Origin of the sequence: Bradyrhizobium sp. SZCCHNS3002, assembly GCF_032377435.1 — a bacterium.
In the GTDB taxonomy this organism is placed as follows: Bacteria; Pseudomonadota; Alphaproteobacteria; order Rhizobiales; family Xanthobacteraceae; genus Bradyrhizobium.
In genome coordinates this window covers 41,519-61,256 of the sequence record NZ_JAUHHY010000025.1, presented here as the reverse complement: position 1 = coordinate 61,256, position 19,738 = coordinate 41,519, and the positions used below count along the sequence as shown (strand labels likewise).

At 66.0% G+C, this 19,738-nt stretch carries 19 protein-coding genes and 1 tRNA gene; 10 read left to right on the top strand and 10 right to left on the bottom strand.

Translation table 11 applies throughout. The features are described 5' to 3' along the window. Window positions 1–308: 308 nt before the first annotated feature. The 6 genes from hpf to QW845_RS32785 all read right to left on the bottom strand — a co-directional run bounded on the left by hpf (window position 309) and on the right by QW845_RS32785 (window position 6,363). A complete protein-coding gene (gene hpf / locus QW845_RS32810; RefSeq protein ID WP_315741249.1) occupies window positions 309–911 on the bottom strand; it encodes a ribosome hibernation-promoting factor, HPF/YfiA family in 603 nt (200 codons plus the stop codon). A gap of 72 nt (window positions 912–983) precedes the next feature. Beyond that, entirely contained in the window at window positions 984–2,618 is a 1,635-nt protein-coding gene (rpoN, locus tag QW845_RS32805; protein ID WP_315805648.1) for an RNA polymerase factor sigma-54, read from the bottom strand. A gap of 210 nt (window positions 2,619–2,828) precedes the next feature. Continuing rightward, complete coding sequence (gene lptB, locus QW845_RS32800; protein ID WP_315805647.1) at window positions 2,829–3,842, bottom strand: LPS export ABC transporter ATP-binding protein; 1,014 nt, start codon at window positions 3,840–3,842, stop codon at window positions 2,829–2,831. 354 nt (window positions 3,843–4,196) lie between these two features. Further along, complete coding sequence (locus QW845_RS32795) at window positions 4,197–4,883, bottom strand: LptA/OstA family protein (RefSeq protein ID WP_315805646.1); 687 nt, start codon at window positions 4,881–4,883, stop codon at window positions 4,197–4,199. Between the two features lie 4 nt (window positions 4,884–4,887). Then, window positions 4,888–5,589, bottom strand: coding sequence for an LPS export ABC transporter periplasmic protein LptC (gene lptC, locus QW845_RS32790; protein ID WP_315805645.1), 702 nt, complete (start codon window positions 5,587–5,589; stop codon window positions 4,888–4,890). 159 nt (window positions 5,590–5,748) lie between these two features. Next, complete coding sequence (locus QW845_RS32785; RefSeq protein ID WP_315805644.1) at window positions 5,749–6,363, bottom strand: ribonuclease D; 615 nt, start codon at window positions 6,361–6,363, stop codon at window positions 5,749–5,751. A 461-nt stretch (window positions 6,364–6,824) separates the two neighbouring features. Here QW845_RS32785 and QW845_RS32780 point away from each other — a divergent pair, with 461 nt between their 5' ends. The 6 genes from QW845_RS32780 (at window position 6,825) to QW845_RS32755 (ending at window position 11,855) form a co-directional block, all read left to right on the top strand. Continuing rightward, window positions 6,825–7,796: a TRAP transporter substrate-binding protein gene (locus QW845_RS32780; protein WP_315805643.1), complete on the top strand. Its 972-nt coding sequence runs from the start codon at window positions 6,825–6,827 to the stop codon at window positions 7,794–7,796. Window positions 7,797–7,869: 73 nt separating this feature from the next. After that, window positions 7,870–8,415, top strand: coding sequence for a TRAP transporter small permease (locus tag QW845_RS32775; protein WP_315805642.1), 546 nt, complete (start codon window positions 7,870–7,872; stop codon window positions 8,413–8,415). Continuing rightward, window positions 8,406–9,698: a TRAP transporter large permease gene (locus QW845_RS32770; protein WP_315805641.1), complete on the top strand. Its 1,293-nt coding sequence runs from the start codon at window positions 8,406–8,408 to the stop codon at window positions 9,696–9,698. Before QW845_RS32775 ends, QW845_RS32770 begins: the two co-directional genes overlap by 10 nt. Window positions 9,699–9,825: 127 nt before the next feature. Next, the gene (locus QW845_RS32765) at window positions 9,826–10,254 is read left to right on the top strand and encodes a hypothetical protein (protein WP_315805640.1); all 429 of its coding nucleotides are present in this window, start codon (window positions 9,826–9,828) and stop codon (window positions 10,252–10,254) included. Window positions 10,255–10,393: 139 nt separating this feature from the next. After that, on the top strand, window positions 10,394–11,314 hold the full coding sequence (locus QW845_RS32760) for an NAD(P)-dependent oxidoreductase (RefSeq protein WP_315805666.1): 921 nt from the start codon (window positions 10,394–10,396) through the stop codon (window positions 11,312–11,314). Window positions 11,315–11,444: 130 nt separating this feature from the next. After that, complete coding sequence (locus QW845_RS32755) at window positions 11,445–11,855, top strand: hypothetical protein (RefSeq protein WP_315805639.1); 411 nt, start codon at window positions 11,445–11,447, stop codon at window positions 11,853–11,855. Window positions 11,856–13,203: 1,348 nt separating this feature from the next. Here the strand turns inward: QW845_RS32755 and QW845_RS32750 are convergent. Continuing rightward, a tRNA-Leu gene (locus QW845_RS32750) sits at window positions 13,204–13,290 on the bottom strand. Window positions 13,291–13,514: 224 nt separating this feature from the next. On the opposite strand from QW845_RS32750, the gene QW845_RS32745 reads away from it, so the two are divergent. Further along, window positions 13,515–14,483 (top strand): complex I NDUFA9 subunit family protein, encoded by a 969-nt coding sequence (locus QW845_RS32745; RefSeq protein WP_315805638.1) that lies wholly within the window; start codon window positions 13,515–13,517, stop codon window positions 14,481–14,483. 123 nt (window positions 14,484–14,606) lie between these two features. Here QW845_RS32745 and QW845_RS32740 read toward each other — a convergent pair whose 3' ends face one another. After that, complete coding sequence (locus tag QW845_RS32740) at window positions 14,607–15,413, bottom strand: undecaprenyl-diphosphate phosphatase (RefSeq protein WP_315805637.1); 807 nt, start codon at window positions 15,411–15,413, stop codon at window positions 14,607–14,609. A 356-nt stretch (window positions 15,414–15,769) separates the two neighbouring features. On the opposite strand from QW845_RS32740, the gene QW845_RS32735 reads away from it, so the two are divergent. Both QW845_RS32735 and queG read left to right on the top strand, forming a co-directional pair. Beyond that, entirely contained in the window at window positions 15,770–16,462 is a 693-nt protein-coding gene (locus QW845_RS32735) for a glutathione S-transferase family protein (protein WP_315805636.1), read from the top strand. Then, on the top strand, window positions 16,411–17,595 hold the full coding sequence (queG, locus tag QW845_RS32730; RefSeq protein ID WP_315805665.1) for a tRNA epoxyqueuosine(34) reductase QueG: 1,185 nt from the start codon (window positions 16,411–16,413) through the stop codon (window positions 17,593–17,595). The genes QW845_RS32735 and queG overlap by 52 nt, the downstream gene beginning before the upstream one ends. A gap of 11 nt (window positions 17,596–17,606) precedes the next feature. Here the strand turns inward: queG and QW845_RS32725 are convergent, their stop codons facing one another. Continuing rightward, window positions 17,607–18,392: an alpha/beta hydrolase gene (locus QW845_RS32725; RefSeq protein ID WP_315805635.1), complete on the bottom strand. Its 786-nt coding sequence runs from the start codon at window positions 18,390–18,392 to the stop codon at window positions 17,607–17,609. 327 nt (window positions 18,393–18,719) lie between these two features. On the opposite strand from QW845_RS32725, the gene infC reads away from it, so the two are divergent. Further along, window positions 18,720–19,259 (top strand): translation initiation factor IF-3, encoded by a 540-nt coding sequence (infC, locus tag QW845_RS32720; protein WP_315805664.1) that lies wholly within the window; start codon window positions 18,720–18,722, stop codon window positions 19,257–19,259. A gap of 95 nt (window positions 19,260–19,354) precedes the next feature. On the opposite strand, the gene QW845_RS32715 is transcribed toward infC, so the two are convergent. After that, a complete protein-coding gene (locus tag QW845_RS32715) occupies window positions 19,355–19,735 on the bottom strand; it encodes a hypothetical protein (RefSeq protein ID WP_315805634.1) in 381 nt (126 codons plus the stop codon). Between the last annotated feature and the right edge of the window lie 3 nt (window positions 19,736–19,738).

The following is a 19,738-nucleotide window of genomic DNA, read 5'->3' as shown; positions in this document are numbered from 1 at the left end:
AACCGTCAGGGTGCGAAATAGGTCGGGACAGACCGGCGTCAAGAAGCTGAGGCGGCAGGCGGGCTTAACCCGTGTCCGATGGGTGGGGCTTCTACCCCAACGCAACGGCCGTGCCAACACCCGCAAGCGTGTTCCCGCAGCCTATCCTTAAAGATCGCCGGAGCGTGGCGGCCTGAAGGCGCCAGCGCCCCAACCGCTTGGTCGCATCCCTTCATTGCCGTGGCGTGACGTCGCAACCCGTCCGCCAACCGCCTGATCGGGAACCGGTTTTCGCGCCGCCAGGAGATCCCTGGAACGCATCCGCGTGACTACGGTTTCACCGCCGGTGGATCGACCCAGCCGATATTGCCGTCGGCGCGGCGGTAGATGATGTTCACCCGGCCGCTGGAGCCATGCTGAAACACCATGCAGGGCGCCCCCGAAAGATCGAGCTCCATGACCGCTTCCGACACCGACAGCCGCTTCAGCGCCGTGGTGTTCTCGGCAATGATCACCGGACTGTAGCCAGTGATCTCCTCGTCGCCCTCGGCCGGCGCCTCGATCACATAGCTCGGCGCATCCAGCACCGCGCCGTCGAGATTGGCGAGCGCCGCATTGGCCGCATGGGATTTGCGCCCCGAGCGGTCCTTCAGCCGGCTCTTGTAGCGGCGCAGGCGCTTCTCGATCATCAGGAGCGCCTGGTCGGCGCTGGCATAGGCGTCCGGCGCATTCGATTCGGCCTCGAGCGTGATGCCGGAATCGAGGTGCAGGGCGCAATCCGTCTTGAACCCGAAACCATCCTTGGAGAGCGTGACATGGCCGGAATAGTTGCCGTCGAAGTATTTTCGCAAGACTTCGTCGGTGCGCTCGCTGACGCGCCCACGCAGCGCTTCGCTGACGCTGATGCTCTTTCCGGAAATCCGCAGGGTCATGTGTCGCCTCGATTCATGTGAACCAAGTGTGACACTAAGCCTATTTGGTTAAGGCGCAATCGCGGGGCACGGTCAAACTGACGCGGCATCCCGGGTGCGGTCGGCGCTGGCGGGGGCCGACAGGGCATGCGCCAGCATGCTCTGCTTGTCGCGGCGGCGCTGCACCGAGGACGGGATCCGCATCGCCTCCCGGTATTTCGCGACCGTGCGGCGGGCGATGTCGATGCCGGCGGTCCGCAGCTTCTCGACGATGGTGTCGTCGGAGAGAATTGCGGAGGGATCTTCCGCATCGATCAGCTGCTTGATGTGATGGCGCACGGCTTCCGCCGAGTGCGCCTCGCCGCCATCGGCCGATGCGATCGAGGCGGTGAAGAAATATTTCAGCTCGAACGTGCCGCGATTGGTCGCCATGTATTTGTTGGCGGTGACGCGCGAAACCGTCGATTCATGCATCTGGATCGCATCCGCAACGGCCTTCAAGTTGAGCGGCCGCAGATGCGCGACGCCGTGGGTGAAGAAGCCGTCCTGCTGGCGCACGATTTCGGTCGCGACCTTCAGGATCGTGCGGGCGCGCTGATCGAGCGCACGCACCAGCCACGTCGCGTTCTGCAGGCAGTCGGTGAAGTAGGACTTGTCGCCGTCCTTGCGGATCGTCTTCGACAGCTCGGAGTAATAGTGCTGGTTCACCAGGACGCGCGGCAGCGTGTCGCTGTTGAGCTCGACCAGCCAGCCGCCGTCGGGACCCGGGCGGACGTAGACGTCGGGCACCATGGTCTGTGTGCGCGTGGTGCCGAACTTCAGCCCCGGCTTCGGATCGAGCCTGCGGATCTCGCCGATCATGTCGACGAGGTCCTCGTCGTCGACGCCGCACAGCTTGCGAAGGGCGACGAAGTCGCGCTTGGCCAGGAGATCGAGGTGCTCGACGAGCGCCTGCATCGCCGGATCGTAGCGGTCGAGCTCACGCAGCTGGATCGCGAGACATTCGCTCAAATTGCGGGCGCAGATGCCGGGCGGATCGAACGTCTGCAGCACGCCGAGCACGGCATCGACGTCGGCCTGCTCGGCGCCGAGCCGGTCGGCGGCCTGGCCGAGATCGGCGGGCAGATAGCCGGCCTCGTCGACGAGATCGATCAGGTACTGGCCGATCATCCGGTCGGCCGGCGCGGTGAAGGCCACCGCCGCCTGCTCGGCGAGATGATCCGACAGCGTGGTCTCGGCCGCGACGAAGGCTTCGAGATTGTAGTCCTCATCACCGGAGGCACCACCGCCCCATTCGGTGTAGGTGGTCGGCGCGGCGTCCTGCGCGGTCCGCGCGGCCGCTTCGGCGGGCTCTTCGGAGAACACATTCTCGAGCCCGGAATCGAGCGTCTGTTCGATCTCCGTACGGGTGCCGAGATCGCGGCTCATCCAGTCGTCCTGGGCGCCCTCGAAGCTCTCGCCGCCGCTCGCGCCCTCGCCGAAATCGTCGCCGCCGGCCTCGCCACCTTCCGAGAACTCGGCCCGCTCGGACATCTGCGGCTCGCCGGCGACCGGCGCTTCCGGACCGTCGCTCGCGCGCTCCAGCAGCGGGTTGCGCTCCAGCTCCTCTTCGACGAACGTGGAGAGGTCGAGATTGGACAATTGCAGCAGCTTGATCGCCTGCATCAGCTGCGGCGTCATCACCAGCGACTGCGACTGGCGGAATTCTAATCTCTGCGTCAACGCCATGGGAGCAAGAACATTCCCTTACTGGTCCAATTCTTGCTTATCCTAATCTGCGCGCGATGTACACGGCTTGACGAATAAGAAAAAGGGAGTATGCGCGCGCGGAAGACGAGGTTACCGGCCCTCGCAAAGCAGTTGGAAACAGCGGTATTCGCAGCGTTTCCGCGACCTGTCCCGTGTCCGACAAAGCGGACAAACAGCGCGTCGGCAATCCTACAGCCGGAATTCCTCACCGAGATACAGCCGGCGCACGTCGGGATCGGCGACGATCTCCTCCGGGCTGCCTTCGGTGAGAATCTGCCCCGCATACACGATGTAGGCACGATCGGTGAGGCCGAGCGTCTCGCGGACGTTATGGTCGGTGATGAGCACGCCGATGCCGCGGTTGGTGAGATGGCGCACCAGCTGCTGGATGTCGCCGACCGCGATCGGATCGATGCCGGCGAACGGCTCGTCGAGCAGCATGTAGTTCGGGCGCGTCGCCAGCGCGCGCGCGATCTCGACGCGGCGACGCTCGCCGCCGGACAGCGCGATCGACGGCGACTTGCGCAGCCGCGTGATGGTGAACTCTTCCAGCAGCGCGTCGAGCTCGCGCTCGCGCTTCTTCCGCGACGGCTCGACCACCTCGAGCACGGCGCGGATGTTCTGCTCGACGGTGAGGCCGCGGAAGATCGAGGCCTCCTGCGGCAGGTAGCCGATGCCGAGCCGCGCGCGCTGATACATCGGCAGCCGCGTCACGTCATGGCCATCGAGCTCGATGGCGCCGCGATCGGCCTTGATCAGGCCGGTGATCATGTAGAACACGGTGGTCTTGCCCGCGCCGTTCGGCCCAAGCAGCCCGACGGCCTCGCCGCGGCGGACATAGATCGAGACGCCGCGCACGACCTGGCGGCTGCCAAAGCTCTTCTCGATCGAATGCACGGCGAGGAAGCCCGGCCGGCGCAGCAATTGCGGGCCGCCGCCCGCGCCATTGTTGCGCGGCTTGGCCGGTGCCGGCTGTGAGGCCGGCCGCTTGCGCTGGATCTGCTCGGTGTTCTGCGGCGAGCGCGGATTGATGCGTGGCACCGTTTCATCGCGCACGGAGTCGGCGAGCGCGGCGAGCGGATCATCGCTGTAGGAATTGCCGAACGGATCGTCCATGGCCGTGATGTCGTCGCGCCGGCGCGAGGAGCCTCGCTGGCCGCGCTTGGCGGGACGCCCACGAAACATGCCGAGTAGATCCACCATCCTCGCTTCGCTTACGCCCTTCGAGGCTGCCCGTCACCGACCGCAGCGCTGGCTCGCCCGCTCACCGCGAGCGAACGCATCTCACCTCTCTCGCGGATCACAGGGAGCGCGAGGCCGGCCAAAGCGCGGCAGGCCGCGCTTCGGAGTTTGTCGTCTGACGGCGAAGTCGCGGTCGCCACGCAGGCGACCGATCGCAAGATCGCAATCGTGTCCGGCATCACTCTTTCGCAGGCATGCAACGGGCTCCACGGCCTCCCGTTACATCGGTCCTGCGACAGAACCGCCCGCCCGCTAGATAGAGGCAGCAGCGGCGCGGTTCAACTGGGCCGCCGGCGTTTTGCTAAATAATTGAAGTCACTTCGATTTGCCTGGACCGAGCTGCAGCGGCGCAGCGCTGCCCGGAGCCGAGGCGGTCGACGGACCGCAGCCGCCGCCCGCGCCGGCGCCGGCCTGCGGCAGCAGCACCTGCACGCCGCGCCCGCTGTCGGATTCGACGCGCGACACGCCGGTGGTCATGTCCACCGTCAGGCGGTCGCCACGCATCACGTTCTTGCACTGGGTCAGCACCACGCCGCCCTGCATCGAGATCATGTTGGTCTTGGTGTCGTAGACTGCGGTCTCGCCAGTCACGACCTGGTCCTTCTGGGTCACCTTGACGTCGCCGCGCGCCTCCAACCGGCGAATCGCCGAGCTGCCGTCCGGCCCCGGCGTCGCCGCCGGCGTGGCCTTGCTCGACTTGGCGCCGCCCGGCTGGGCGCCGCCGTCGTAGAACACCACCAGCGACTTCGAGGTCATGGTGGTATCGCCCTGCACGACCTTGACGTTGCCGGTGAAGGTCGCCTCCTTCTTCTTGTCGCGCATTTCGAGCGCAGCGGCCTCGATCTGGATCGGCTGGTCGCGGTTCTGCGAAAATCCCTGCAGCGCGTTCGGCACCCCGGTGGTCGCGCTCTGCGCCTGCAGCGGATCGGCGAACGCGATCAGCGCCAGCGCACCGAACGAGGCGCCGCGCCGGACCGCGGCAATCAAACGATACGTCGTCATGAGCTCACTTCACGTTGCGGGCCGGACGGCCGGGATCGGCGCTCGCGGTCGTGGCCGGAGCGGCATTGATGTTGTCGAGGTTCATCATCACGTTGCCCTCGAAGCGGATGACCTCGCCATTGTCGGTGATGCGCAGGCGGTCGGCGGACAGCGTCCCGTTGGTGAGCTTGACGTCGACGCGCTCGTCCGAGCTCACGGTGCCCTTGGCCATGTCGACCGAGGCCCGGCTCAGCCGCGCCTCGTAGCCCGTCGACGTCGTCAGCAGGATGTCCTTCTTCAGCTCGAGCTGCTGCTGCTTGGTGTCGAACACGCCGGTATTGGCCTTCAACGTCACCGTCGACTGATCCTCCATCAGCACCTTGGCGCGGAGGATGTTGAGCTCGACGTGATCGGGATCGGTGAGGTCCTGCACCGCGCTCCGGGCGACGAGATCATAGGGCCGCTGGTCCGGCGTGAAGCCGGTCAGATGCGGCGTCTCCATCGTGATCTTGCGGCCGGAAATGACGAGGTTGCCGGTGAGATTGGGGGTGTTGATCTCCATGTGGAACGGATTGAACAGCGCGATGCCGATCACGACCGCCATCGCCAGTCCGACCGCCGCCGGCACCGCGACCCGCAGCACGCGCACGAAACGGCTGTGGCGCGCCGCGACCGCAAAGCGCGCCTGCAGGGTGGGATCATAGGCGGGGTTGTGGACCGAGTTCACCAGGGCTCCGACGGACACGGGATGCGCGCGAAACAGCGCCCATCCTACCATGGGGGGCCCCACCATTGCAGCCTGGAACTGGCGCGAAATCGCGACGCAAGGGCCTCGCGATCATTACGAGACATTAATGATCGTGAACACGTCTGCGATTCGTCCCCGTCAGGAATGCGCGAAGATGTCCTCGGCCTCGAATCCGCCCAGATCGAGGGTGGCCCGGTGGGGCAGGAACGCGAAGCAGGCCTGCGCCAGCGCCAGCCGCCCTTCGCGCGCGAGCATCACGTCGAGCTTCTCGCGCAGCGCATGCAGGTGCAGCACGTCGGAGGCGGCATAAGCGAGCTGCGGCTCGCTGAGCGTATCTGCGCCCCAATCGCTCGACTGCTGCTGCTTGGAGAGATCGACATTGAGCAGCTCGCGCACGAGATCCTTGAGGCCGTGGCGGTCGGTGTAGGTGCGCGCCAGCCGCGAGGCGATCTTGGTGCAGTACACCGGCTGCGGCATCACCCCGAAGGCATGAAACAGCGCCGCGACGTCGAAGCGCGCGAAGTGGAAGATCTTGGTGATGTCCGGGTTGCCGAGCAGCGCCTTCAGGTTCGGCGCGTCGGTGTGCCCCTTGGGGATCTGCACCACATCGGCCGAGCCGTCGCCGGGCGACAGCTGCACCACGCACAGCCGGTCGCGGTGCGGATTGAGCCCCATCGTCTCGGTGTCGATCGCGACCGACGAGGTGTAGCGGGAAAGATCGGGCAGGTCGCCGCGGTGCAGGCGTACGGTCATGGCTGTCAAAACCTCGGTCGAATCGAAATCGGACGCGACGGGCCGGAGCAACGCCGCGGGAAGCGCTCGGGAACCGGCTCTAGCCCGGCGCTGGTAACCAACCGGCAAACGCGCCGGGCCGGTCCGGAGATCAGCCGTGGGAATGCCAGCCCCGCCGTCCCGGCGCAAGGGCCGGACGGGGCCAGGTGATCGCATCCGAGCTGGCGCCGGCAGGTGCCACGCGGCCGGTCGAGGCGACGCCCTCCTCATGAGGCGGTCGACCCGCCGGTTGCATCGCAACAGATCGCACCCCGTCGATCGATGCAACTCTTGCATTGATCGATGCCGCCTTTGGCTTGGACAGAAAATGCCACTGGCCGTACGCGTGATATTGTCGCATGACTTCGCATCTGAAGTGCAGCGACCCAAGGCGGCCGCAGCATCTGCCGACAACGACATAATCACATGAGGAGGAAGCCAAGATGAAGGCGCTTACAGGTATCATTGCGGCCGCTGTGCTGGCGGTCTCGTCGCCCTTGGCGACCGCGCGCGATTTCCGCTCCGCCGACGTGCACCCCGCCGACTATCCGACCGTCGAAGCCGTCAAGTTCATGGGCAAGCAGCTCGCTGCCGCGAGCGGCGGCAAGCTCGGCGTCAAGGTGTTTCCGAACGGCGCCCTCGGCTCCGAGAAGGACACGATCGAGCAGCTCAAGATCGGCGCGCTCGACATGATGCGGATCAACTCCTCGCCGCTGAACAATTTCGTGCCGGAGACCGTGGCGCTGTGCCTGCCCTTCGTGTTCCGCGACACGCAGCACATGCGCACCGTGCTCGATGGTCCGATCGGCGACGAGATCCTGGCCGCCATGGAGCCCGCGGGCCTGATCGGCCTCGCTTATTACGACAGCGGCGCGCGCTCGATCTACACGGTCAAGGCGCCGGTCAAGTCGCTCGCCGACCTCAAGGGCCTGAAGATCCGCGTCCAGCAGTCCGACCTCTGGGTCGGCATGATCCAGAGCCTCGGCGCCAACCCGACCCCGATGCCCTATGGCGAGGTCTACACCGCGCTGAAGACCGGCCTCGTCGACGCCGCCGAGAACAACTGGCCGTCCTACGAATCCTCGCGCCATTTCGAGGCCGCCAAGTTCTACAACGTCACCGAGCACTCGCTGGCGCCCGAAGTCCTGGTGATGTCCAAGAAGGTCTGGGACACCTTGAGCAAGGAGGATCAGGCGATGATCCGCAAGGCGGCCAAGGAGTCGGTGCCGGTCATGCGCAAGCTCTGGGACGAGCGCGAGCAGACCTCCCGCAAGGCCGTCGAGGCCGCCGGCGTCCAGGTCGTGACGATCGCCAACAAGCAGGAATTCGTCGACGCGATGAAGCCGGTCTATCAGAAGTTCGCCGGCGACGAGAAGCTCTCGAGCCTCGTCAAGCGCATCCAGGATACGAAGTAAGAACCAAAAAGGCAGGGACCGGGTCCGGCGTCGCCATCAGGCGATGTCGGACTTGAGGCCAGGGAGGGCGGAATTGACAGATCCTCATGTTGGAGACCACGAGCATCAGGAGGGTCGACCATCGACCGGCCTGTTGTCACGGATCAACGCCGTCATCGCCCGCCTCGGCATGTATCTGTCCGTCGCCGGCCTGCTCGTCATCGTCACCATCGTGTTCTACCAGGTGTTCGGGCGTTACGTGCTCAACTCCAGCCCGACCTGGACCGAGAACCTGGCGCTGGTCCTGATCCTCTATGTCACCCTGATCGGCGCCGCCGTCGGTGTTCGCGACGCCGGCCATATCGGCATGGACAGCCTGCTGGTGATGCTGCCGGATCGCATGCGCGAGAAGATCGAGCTCGTCATCCACGTGCTGGTCGCCGTGTTCGGCGTCGCGATGGCCTACAACGGCTGGATCCTCGGCGCCTCCGTGGGCACGGTGAAGATCGCCAATCTCGGCCTGCCCGAAGTCGTCCGCTACGTGCCGCTGATCGCCTCCGGGATCCTGATCGTCATGTTTTCAATCGAGCACATCATCGCTCTCTTGCGCGGTGAAGAGGTCGTCCCCTCATGGAACTGATCATTCTCGGCGTCACCTTCTTCGGCTTCCTGGTCCTCGGCGTTCCCGTTGCCTTCGCGATCGGCCTCTCGGCGATCTGCACCATCCTCTATGAAGGCCTGCCGGTCGCCGTCATCTTCCAGCAGATGATGTCGGGGATGAACATCTTCTCGTTCCTCGCCATCCCGTTCTTCGTCTTCAGCGGCGAGCTGATGCTGCATGGCGGCGTCGCCGACAAGATCGTGAAGCTCGCCAAGAATCTTGTCGGCCACATCCGCGGCGGACTCGGCATGTCCAATGTCGTCGCCTGCACCTTGTTCGGCGGCGTCTCCGGCTCTCCCGTCGCCGACGTCTCGGCGATGGGCGCGGTGATGATCCCGATGATGAAGAAGGAGGGGTTCGACACCGACTACGCCGTCAACGTCACCACCCACGCCTCGCTGGTCGGCGCGCTGATGCCGACCAGTCACAACATGATCATCTATGCGCTCGCCGCCGGCGGCAAGGTGTCGATCGGCGCCCTGATTGCCGCCGGTCTCCTGCCGGCGCTGGTGCTGATGGTCTGCATGCTGGTCGCCGCCTACGCGGTCGCCGTGAAGCGCGGCTATCCCGCGGGCAAGTTTCCAGGCTGGCCCGAAGTTTTCCGCTCGTTCGCGGCGGCGCTGCCCGGCCTTCTGATCGTCGGCATCATCCTGACGGGCATCCTGTCCGGCGTCTTCACCGCCACGGAGTCCGCGGCCGTCGCGGTGACCTACACGATCCTGCTGACGTTCTTCATCTACCGCACGATGACCCTGGCCAACTTCCTGCGGGCCGCTGCCAAGGCGGTGAAGACCACCGGCGTCGTGCTGCTGCTGATCGGCGTCTCCACCATGTTTCAGTACCTGATGGGACTCTACGAGGTCGCCGACTTCGCCGGCGACCTGATGAGCAAGGTGTCGACGCAGCCCTGGATGATCTTCCTGCTGATCAACGTCATCCTGTTCCTGCTCGGCACCTTCATGGACATGGCGGCCACCATCCTAATCTGCACGCCGATCTTCCTGCCGATCGCGATGAAGGCCGGCATGGATCCGGTGCAGTTCGGCATGCTGATGCTGATCAACTGCGCGCTCGGCCTCAACACCCCGCCGGTCGGCACCACGCAGTTCGTCGGCTGCGCCATCGGCGGCATCTCGGTCGGCGCCGTCATGCGCACCATCCTGCCGTTCTACGCCGCCCTGATCGCCGCCCTGATGTTCGTGACCTACGTGCCGGCCTTCTCGCTCTGGCTGCCGCGGCTGTTGATGGGGTATAAGGGATAGCCGTCCCGAGGATCGCCGGCTTCGGCCGGCGATCCTCCGCCGCATCCCGATGCGTTCGGCCTCGACCTGCCGCGACTGCTCGCGGTACACTCGACACCTGTCGCCACAGCAATCCGCGTGAGCGAGGATGGCCGCACTCTCGCATTTCCTGAATCTCGATCTGGCGTTGAAGTCGACATTCGACTTCACGCCGCTGATCGCGCATCTGGATCAGAGCGTGTACATTCTGCATCATGCGGAGCATGAGCGGGAGTTTCTATTGGTCCTGGAGATCAACACGACAGAATCCCCCGATCCGACCACATGCACCGAGCAATTCCTGACGCTGATCGAATCGCTGCCCCAACCCGCGAGGGCGCTGTGGAACGGCTGCACGTCGCGCACCTTTTCCTACGGCTTCGAGGGCGGCCGCGAATTCCCCGCGCTTGAGACCACGATCTCCGCCGACCTGCTGCTGCGCATCGCAACGCTCGGCGCAGCCATCGGCATCACGGTGTATCCTTTTCGCAAGTCCCGCGGTCCCGAAGGCAAGGACCAACCGGATTCGCTCCCCTGACGGTCAGATCGCAAACTCGGCAACGAGGTCCGTGCTGCCGGCAAGAGCGGCAGGATCGTCTGCTCGATCGACACCGGCGAATATTCAGACGACTATCCGGATCTGGACTGGGCTGCCCCGCAGAGCGGCACCATGGTCGATCGGACAGGCAGGTCCGAATGAAAGGGAGCTTGCAATGGCGGCGATCGGATTCATCGGTCTGGGTGTCATGGGCGAGCCGATCTGCCGCAATCTGGCGCGGAAGTCGGGCGCCACGGTGTTCGGCTTCGATCGTGCGGACGCCCCGCTGGAGCGGCTCGCCGAGGTCGGCGTCATCAGGGCCGCGTCGCTCGCGGAGCTGGCGCGGGAGGCCGAATTGATCTTCATGGCGTTGCCGAGCGGCAAGCATGTCCAGGCCGTGTGCGACGGCGATGACGGCCTGCTCCGCCACGTCGAGGCGCGTCACACCATCGTGGACCTCGGCACCTCGCCGGTGCAGGCCAGCCGGGAGCTCGCCGCCCGTTTCGCCGCCAAGGGCGCCGCCTTCGCCGATGCGCCAATCGCCCGCACCCGGCAGGCGGCCGAGGACGGCACGCTGAGCGTGATGGTCGGGGCCGACGCGGCGACGTTCGAACGGCTGCGGCCGCTGATTGCAATGTTTGCCACCGACATCACCCATTGCGGCGGCGTCGGCGCCGGCCAGGTCGTGAAGATCCTCAACAACATGGTGCTGATGCAGACCGTGGTGGCGCTCGGCGAGGCGCTGGAGACCGCCAAGCGCGCAGGCCTCGATCCCACGCTGCTGTTCGAGACCCTCGCCAAAGGCTCTGCCGACAGCTTCGCGCTGCGCAACCACGGCATGAAGGCGATGCTGTCCGACACATACCCGGAGCGGGCGTTCTCGACCGAATATGCGCGCAAGGACATCGGCTACGCCCTCGATCTCGCCAGGTCCGTGCAGATCGATCTGCCGGGCGCGGAGCTCGCGGACCGACGTCTCGGAGAGGCGATTGAGGCGGGGTATGGCGATCTGTATTGGCCCGTGCTGGCGCGCGTGATCGCGGCGTCACGCACGGAGTGACCTGGACGTCGGACTTTGTTGGCCAGCCCTGGACCGGCGGATTGCGCTTTGATAGCCAGCCGACAACGGCATTCTCTGCGTGGCCGATGAGCTTTTCTTGTAACAGAGACATCGGTGGCTAGAATTGCGCATGTTTACGAATGTGAAGACCTTGCTCGGGGCTGAGATGATCCGCGATGGCGGTTCTCTTGCCGTGTCGTTCTGCGACGAACGTGACGCGGAATGGATCGTTTTCCTGCCGTTTCGCTCGATCAATCACGGAGATCGAATGGAGAGACTCGGCTTCGATGAACCCTTACTGATCGACGCATCCCCTGATAACCGTCCGGCAGTTAGCCCAGGCATTCAATATAGCAAGCTGTCTGGGCCCAACCAGACTCTGACCTGGGTGGAGGCTCAAGCCTTGACCATGCAGTTCGCCGCGCGTTCGGCTGAGCTAGGTCAGCGGGCAGCCGAATGCCTGAAGATGCTCTGCTTTGCCGTCGATCGGCAAGGCGAGTTGCCGCCAGGCATGGATCGTTTTCTTGGAATTGGAAGCTAGCAGCGGCGATACGGCTAGGGACTCATAACGTGCCGTCTGCTTCTTCCGGAAATCACGCCTCGCGGCACCCTCCGCTGTCGTCCCGGACAAGCCTGCCGACGCAACGCGTCGGCGGGCGCTGATCCGGGATCCATAACCACAGGATGCCGTGAGGCGCTCGGGATGGGCCGCATGCCCCTTTCAGACATCACGCGGTATGGGTCCCCGCGTTCGCGGGGACGACACCAATTGTGGGGCGGCGGCTTCGCGCCACACCACCGGGCTGCGGCAGTTGCCTCTTCAATTCGCGGCACCGCTATCATCTCCGTGACGGGGCCCCTGATGCGGTCATCATCGGCCATCGAACTCGGTCCGCAAGTCATCGGGAGTCCGGACCGAGCTCTGGATTGCGTCACGTCGCTCGCGACGACGGTGGCGCTATCAGCATGACTACCATGCGCAAATTGCCCGTCGTGTTAGTTCGTCGCAATATTCCCCCTTGCACCGTCGGGCAAATCACCTGCACATTTCCGCGCGTCCCTGCTGCCGCATGAGGGGCGTGTCGCGACCGTCACGAGACGTTGGCAGTGGGATGCGATGGGCGTGTGTCGACGCAGCGTGGTTAGTTTGCGCGGACGAACGGCGATGCACGAACGGTCAAGTCGCGCGGTCCTGATATCCCGACGCTGATATCAACCTGGCGCAATGCTAGCGCATTGCGTGGGGGATGGTGGCCAACAAGCCCGGCGCACCAGGGAGAACGCGAAGCAGCCGTTAAAACCGTTGCGCAGGGAGGGCCGGATGCTCCGGCGCGTACCTGTGGTTCCTGCCGCCAGCATTTTCTTCCGCTGGCGGGCCATGGGTGCGGTCGGCACCCGGCCTTCCCTGCGCCCTCATGATTTGGAGGGCGAGACGATCAGCACAGCTCGGGCGCAAAGCGCGCCGCGAGGCTGATAGGTCTTGCCCCAAACGAGAAAGACCACGGCCGTCATGGTGATCACTCAACACGAAGGCGGTGCCCACCCTCCCCTGGAGGGGGAGGGTCGCCTCACGGAGAGCGAAGCGAAACGTGAGGCGGGGTGGGGTGATCTCTCCTCTGGCGCTGGCGAGCGTGGAGAGATCACCCCACCCCGCTCGCCCGCTTCGCGGGCGATCGACCCTCCCCCTCCAGGGGAGCGTGGAGGCTCGCAGCCGGCAGCAGCGGCTACACCACGGGCGTTGAAAGGAGGTTTATCGGCTGGCTCGGGGGCGAGCGCGTCGCTGATGTCCCGAAGGCATCAGCTAAGTCGATGCCACCCAATCGGATCGCGAGGCGCATCAGCGCCGTCGTCTGTCACAGAGTTCTGTGCGGGGGAGGTCACCACCAAAATGGTGCCCAGGAAAGGACTCGAACCTTCACGGCCGTTAAGCCACTGGCACCTGAAGCCAGCGCGTCTACCAATTCCGCCACCTGGGCATGTGGAGGCGGTGTGTACGGATCGAACGGCGGCTTGTCAAACCGCCGAAGGCCCAAGATGACAATTTTTCTGAAGCCATGCGCAAAAACACGGCCACTTTTCCGCGGTGCGGACGATGGGCTATACAGCGGGCCAGGATGGCGGCCCGCGGGGTGCGAATCGCCGCTCAGAGCCCTCTCGTCGAGGCGGCCCGACCGCCCGATGCAATCCCAGGAAGCATTCCATGGCATCGAATCTGGACACATTGGTTACCGTCTTCGGCGGCTCCGGCTTCGTCGGGCGCAACGTGGTCCGGGCGCTGGCCAAGCGCGACTACCGCATCCGCGTCGCGGTGCGGCGGCCGGAGCTCGCCGGCCACCTGCAGCCGCTCGGCCGGGTCGGTCAGATCCACGCCGTACAGGCCAATCTGCGCTACCCCGACTCGGTGGCATCAGCGCTGCGCGACAGCCATGTCGCGATCAACCTCGTCGGCATCCTGACCGAGAGCGGCGCGCAGACCTTCGAGGCCGTGCAGGCCGAGGGCGCCGCCACCGTCGCCAAGGTAGCCGCCGCTGCCGGCGCCCGCATGGTGCATGTCTCGGCCATCGGCGCCGATGCGGAGTCGGCGTCGAGCTATGCCCGCGCCAAGGCGGCCGGCGAGGCCGCCGTGCTGGCGGCGGTCCCCGAGGCCGTGATCATGCGCCCCTCGGTCGTGTTCGGCCCCGAGGACCAGTTCACCAACCGCTTTGCGGGGCTGGCGCGGATCTCGCCGTTCCTGCCGCTGATCGGCGGCGGCGAGACCAAGATGCAGCCGGTCTATGTCGGCGACGTCGCGTCAGCGGTGGCCGATGCGGTTGACGGCAAGGCGCAGGCCGGCGCGACCTACGAGCTCGGCGGACCGGAGGTGCTGAGCTTCCGCGAGATCCTGAAGATCATCCTCGAGATCACCGACCGCGACCGCGCGCTGCTGCCGGTGCCGTTCGGGCTGGCGAAGCTCAAGGCCGCGTTCCTGCAGTTCGCGCCCGGGCCGCTGAAGCTGACGCCCGACCAGGTCGAGCTGCTGCGCCACGACAACGTCGTATCGGAGGCGGCGAAGGCGGCGGGCCTGACCTTTCAGGGCCTGGGCATCACGCCGGATTCGCTCGAGGCGGTCGCCCCGCAATATCTCTGGCGCTTCCGCCCCGCGGGTCAGTTCCAGCGCAAGAACGCGTAAGGAGCGCACGGGCCTTTCCGCGTCATTGCGAGGAGCGAAGCGACGAAGCCATCCAGAGTCCCGCCCGCCACACTGGATTGCTGCGTTTCGCTCGCAATGACGGTGGTGAGAGCCGGGGCTTAACTACTTCCCCAGCGCCAGCGCGATCAGGCCGAGGGTGCCGACGATGACGCGCCACCAGGCGAACAGCACGAAACCGTGGCGGGTGACGTAGCCGAGGAAGGCCTTCACCACGATCATCGCGGTGATGAAGGAGACGACGAAGCCGATCGCGATCAGGCCGAGGTGATCGGACGTCATCTCGGCACGGCTCTTGTAGAAGTCGTAGACGAAGGCGCCGACCATGGTCGGGATCGCCAGGAAGAAGGAGAACTCCGCGGCCGAGCGCTTGTCGCCGCCGAGCAGCATCGCCGCCACGATGGTGGCGCCGGAGCGCGACACGCCGGGGATCATCGCCAGGCACTGCGCGACGCCGATCCACAGATACATCATCAGCGGATAGCGCGTGGCGTCGTGCTCCCGCGGCTTGAGATCGATCTGATCGACCCACAGCAGGATGGCGCCGCCGACGATCAGCGAGAAGCACACGACCCAGGGATCGAACAGGAGCGCCTTGATGTACTTGCCGGCGATGAGGCCGACGACGACCGCGGGCAGGAAGGCGATCAGCACGCCGATGATGAAGCGGCGGTCGTCAGGGTTCGTCAGCGCGCCGATCGCGACGCGGGTGAGCTTGAAGAAGTACAGCGCGACGATGGCGAGGATGGCGCCGAGCTGGATCAGGATCGCAAAGCTCTTCCAGAACCCCTCGTCGCCGAGCCCGAAGAAGCGCTCCGCCAGCAAGAGATGGCCGGTCGAGGATACGGGAAGAAACTCGGTGACGCCCTCGACGATGCCGAGAAGCACCGCCCGCAGCGTATCTGACATCATGGATCGGATCCTGGATTGCCGGCAAAACGCGGCCCTTCTCGCCTATTCGGCCCCCGCCCGCAATTGCAAAAAGCGGCATGGGCGGTCCCATCGGATGAATGAACCGGTGCGTGAGCGCAGCTTCCGAATCAGAACGCTACGGGTCCGGAGGGCCGATCGGCTCACCGATGCGTGTTCCCCGAACGTCGTTTCCCGCATGCTGACCCGTCGCCCTACTGCTTACACTTTCGCCGACCATGCGCTAATGGTCCGATTCGCGAGCGCAACCGCGCGCCGGTATCGGGACGAGGCATCGGTGCGAACCGATGGTTGATTGTTCGTTAAGCGCCGCAGCCGCGGAATCGTCGAAAGGCTCCATGTACACGCTCTTCCACCATCCCTTCTGCCCGCATTCACGCTTCGTCCGGCTGGTGCTCGGCGAATACGGGCTCGACCTGCGCCTGGTGGAGGAACGCGCCTGGGAGCGCCGCGAGGCGTTTCTCGTGCTCAATCCCGCGGCCACCACGCCGGTGCTGTCGGTCGAAGGCCTGCCGCCGGTGCCCGGTGTCGGCGTGATCGCCGAGTTCATCGACGAGACCTGCGGTGTGGAGGCGGGCGACCGCCGGCTGATGCCGGGGTCTGCGGCCGAGCGCATCGAGGTGCGCCGGCTGATGGACTGGTTCAACACCAAGTTCTTCGAAGAGGCGTCCAACCTGCTCGTCACCGAGCGCATCTACAAGCGCTTCATGAGCGAGGAGGATGGCGGCGGGCCGCCATCGACCGACGTGATTCGCGCCGCCAAGACCAATGTGCGCTATCATCTCGCCTATATCGGCTGGCTGGCGCAGCGGCGCAATTTCCTGGCCGGCGACCGCCTGACCTATGCCGACCTCGCCGCCGCCGCGCATCTGTCGGCGATCGATTACCTGGGCGACGTGCCATGGATCGAGGACGACGCCGCGAAGGCCTGGTACGCGCGGGTGAAGTCGCGGCCGTCGTTCCGGCCGCTGCTGTCCGACTGGCTGGCGGGCGTGCCGGCGTCGCGGACCTATGTGGATCTGGACTTCTGAGCGCCGACAGGCCCAGGCCGGAGACGTTGAAGGCGGCGCTGACCGCCGAGGCGCAGCGGCTGGGCTTCGATGCCATCGGTGTCACCGCCCCGGTCGTGAGCGCCGAACGGGCCGCCGCGTTCGAACGCTTCCTCGCCGCCGGCCAGCACGGCGACATGGACTGGCTGGCGCGCGAGCCGTCCCGCCGCACCGATCCCACAACGCTGTGGAGCGAGGTCCGCAGCATCATCATGCTGGGCGTCAATTACGGCCCCGACGAGGACCCGCGCGCGGTGCTGTCCCAGCGCAGCAATGCTGCGATCTCGGTCTATGCCCGCGGCGACGACTATCACGACGTCATCAAGAAGAACCTCAAGACGCTCGCGCGCTGGCTGGTCGCGCAGGCCGGCTGTGACGTGAAGGTGTTCGTCGACACCGCGGCCGTCATGGAGAAGCCGCTGGCCGAAGCGGCCGGGCTCGGCTGGCAGGGCAAGCACACCAACCTGGTGTCATCAGGCTTCGGCTCCTGGCTGTTCCTCGGCGCCATCTACACCACGCTGGACCTGCCGCCGGATGCGCCGGAGCTCGATCATTGCGGCTCCTGCCGGGCCTGCCTCGACAGTTGCCCGACCGCGGCCTTCCCGGCCCCCTACAGCCTCGATGCACGGCGCTGCATCTCGTATCTGACGATCGAGAACAAGGGGCCGATCCCGCGCGAGTTCCGCAAGGCCATGGGCAATCGCATCTACGGCTGCGATGACTGCCTCGCCGCCTGTCCCTGGAACAAGTTCGCGCAGGCGGGGCGTGAGGCGAAGCTGGCGGCGCGCGACGCGTTGCGCGCGCCTTCACTGGCGGAGCTGGCCGCGCTCGACGATGCCGCGTTCCGCGCGCTGTTCGCGAAATCGCCGATCAAGCGCATCGGCCGCGACCGCTTCCTGCGCAACGTGCTGATCGCGATCGGCAACTCCGGCGATGTGGCGCTGACGCCGTCCGCCGAGCGGCTGGCCACCGATCCGAGTCCGCTGGTGCGCGGTGCCGCCGCCTGGGCGCTCGCTTGGCTGCTCGACGACGCCGCTTACGCGCGACGGGCAAAGGCGGCGCTGGCGACCGAGGCCGCCGAGAGCGTCCGCGCGGAATGGCAAGTCCGATGCTGAAGCAGGCCGCCTCAGCCCATCTCGCCAACGGCGGCCAGCATGCGCGCGATGTCCTGCGGACGCGACAGCCGGTGGTCGCCGTCCTGGATCATGGTCAGCACCACGTCTTCGGCGGGCAGGCGGTGGGTGAGCGCGAACGCATGCTGCCAGGGGACGTCCGGGTCCTGCGCGCCTTGCAGGATGCGCACCGGGCAGCCGATCTTGATGGCACCGCCGAGCAGGAGATGATGACGCCCGTCCTCGATCAGCGCCCTGGTGATGGGATAGGGCTCGCCGTACTCCGACGGACGCATCCAGACGCCGTTGGTCTCGATCTCGGTCCGGACCGCCGGCGAGAAGCCCTTCCACATCAGCTCCTCGGTGAAATCGGGCGCCGGGGCGATCAGGACCAGGCCCGCCAGCGTCGCTTCGGCCGGTTCCTCGAGCAGCGCGCGCGCCAGCAGCAGCGCCATCCAGCCGCCCATCGAGGAGCCGACCACGACCTGCGGTCCGCGGCAGAATTGCCGGAACACGGCAACGCTCTCCTCGAGCCAGCGGCTGATCGTGCCGTCGACGAAGCGTCCGCCGGATTCGCCGTGCCCGGAATAGTCGAAGCGGACGCAGGCGCGCCCGCGCCCGGCGGCCCAGGCGTCGAGGGCCAGTGCCTTGGTGCCTTTCATGTCGGAATTGAAGCCACCGAGCCAGAACAGCCCGGGCGGATGGCCTGGCCGCGCCCGCACCGCGATCCGGCGCGACGATTCGCCCGCGCCGACGGTGATGAAGACAGGCGGATCGGCATTCTCTGCAGCAGGGTTCATGGATCGTTACTCGCTGTCGGGTGTTGTGTGGGCGAACCGGCCGTTTCCGTCAATCGGCCAAGCTTGACGCTGCCGCTTGCGAAAGCGCGCGGCGCACTCTATGTCCCCCGGCGGAACCACGAGGGCCCGAAAAAGCGCGAGTTTGATCGCAATTCTCGGCCGTGTGGCTTCCTTGGGGGAATGCATCGACGCACGAGTCTCGCGCATGCGTCGCAGGAGCCGCGACGGCCGGGCGGAATTTCGACGCACCGGACAGTTGCGACCTTGCCCGCGAAAGCATCTTCCTTCAAACTAGCCGCCTTCTTCCACAACCTTGGAGAACTACCCATTCGCCGCCCCAATCGAGCCCCGCCCGCTGCCGTCAAAGACGGGCCGCGCACCAATGATGAGATTCGCAATGCGCAGATCCAGCTGATCGATGCCGAAGGCACCAACCGTGGTGTCGTCGAGACCGTTGTCGCGATCAAGATGGCCGCTGACGCCGGCATGGATCTGGTCGAGATTTCGCCGAACAACACGCCTCCCGTCTGTAAGATCATGGACTACGGGAAGTACAAATATTCGGCGCAGAAGAAGGCCGCCGAGGCCCGCAAGAAGCAGAAGGTCGTTGAGATCAAGGAGATCAAGCTCCGCCCGATGATCGACGACCACGACTACGACGTGAAGATGCGCGCGATGCAGCGGTTCTTCGAAGAGGGCGACAAGGTCAAGATCACGCTGCGCTATCGCGGCCGCGAAATGGCGCACCAGGAGATCGGCACCAAGCTGCTCGACAAGGTGAAATCCGACGTCGCAGCGTTCGCCAAGGTCGAGCAGGACGCCAGGTTCGAGGGCCGTCAGGTGGTCATGGTTCTGGCGCCGCGCTAGGTCCAGCACACCGACACCTGAAGCCGGGCCCGCCACGCGTTTGGCGGGCTTTTCTCTTGAAGGGCGCCCGCCAGGACCGCTCTTGCGGGCCGGGGTCAGGACCGCGTCGCCTGCCACCGCCCGCGGCAGGTTCCGGACGAGCCTTTGCCGCTCCAGCGACCGAAACCTGAGGTGGCGCCGAGCCGGCCGGTGCCACTGGCCGAGGCGCCACCCTGGGATACCCGCACGGTGACGGCGCCGCCGCGGCCAACCGAGCCGGTGATGTTGGCGGTGCTGTTCGAGAGGACCCGGCCCCTGCTGATCCGGATCGGGAAGCTGTAGCCCTGGTCGCAACTGCCGGCCTCGGTAATGATCAGCACGGTCCAGGCGCCATCGAAGCCGGCAGCGTGCGCAGGCCTCGCCGGCAGGCCTGCGAGGCCCGTCAGCAGCGCGGTCGTAAGGGCGGCGGAGATGGCGCGGCGAATGAGGCGGGTCATGGT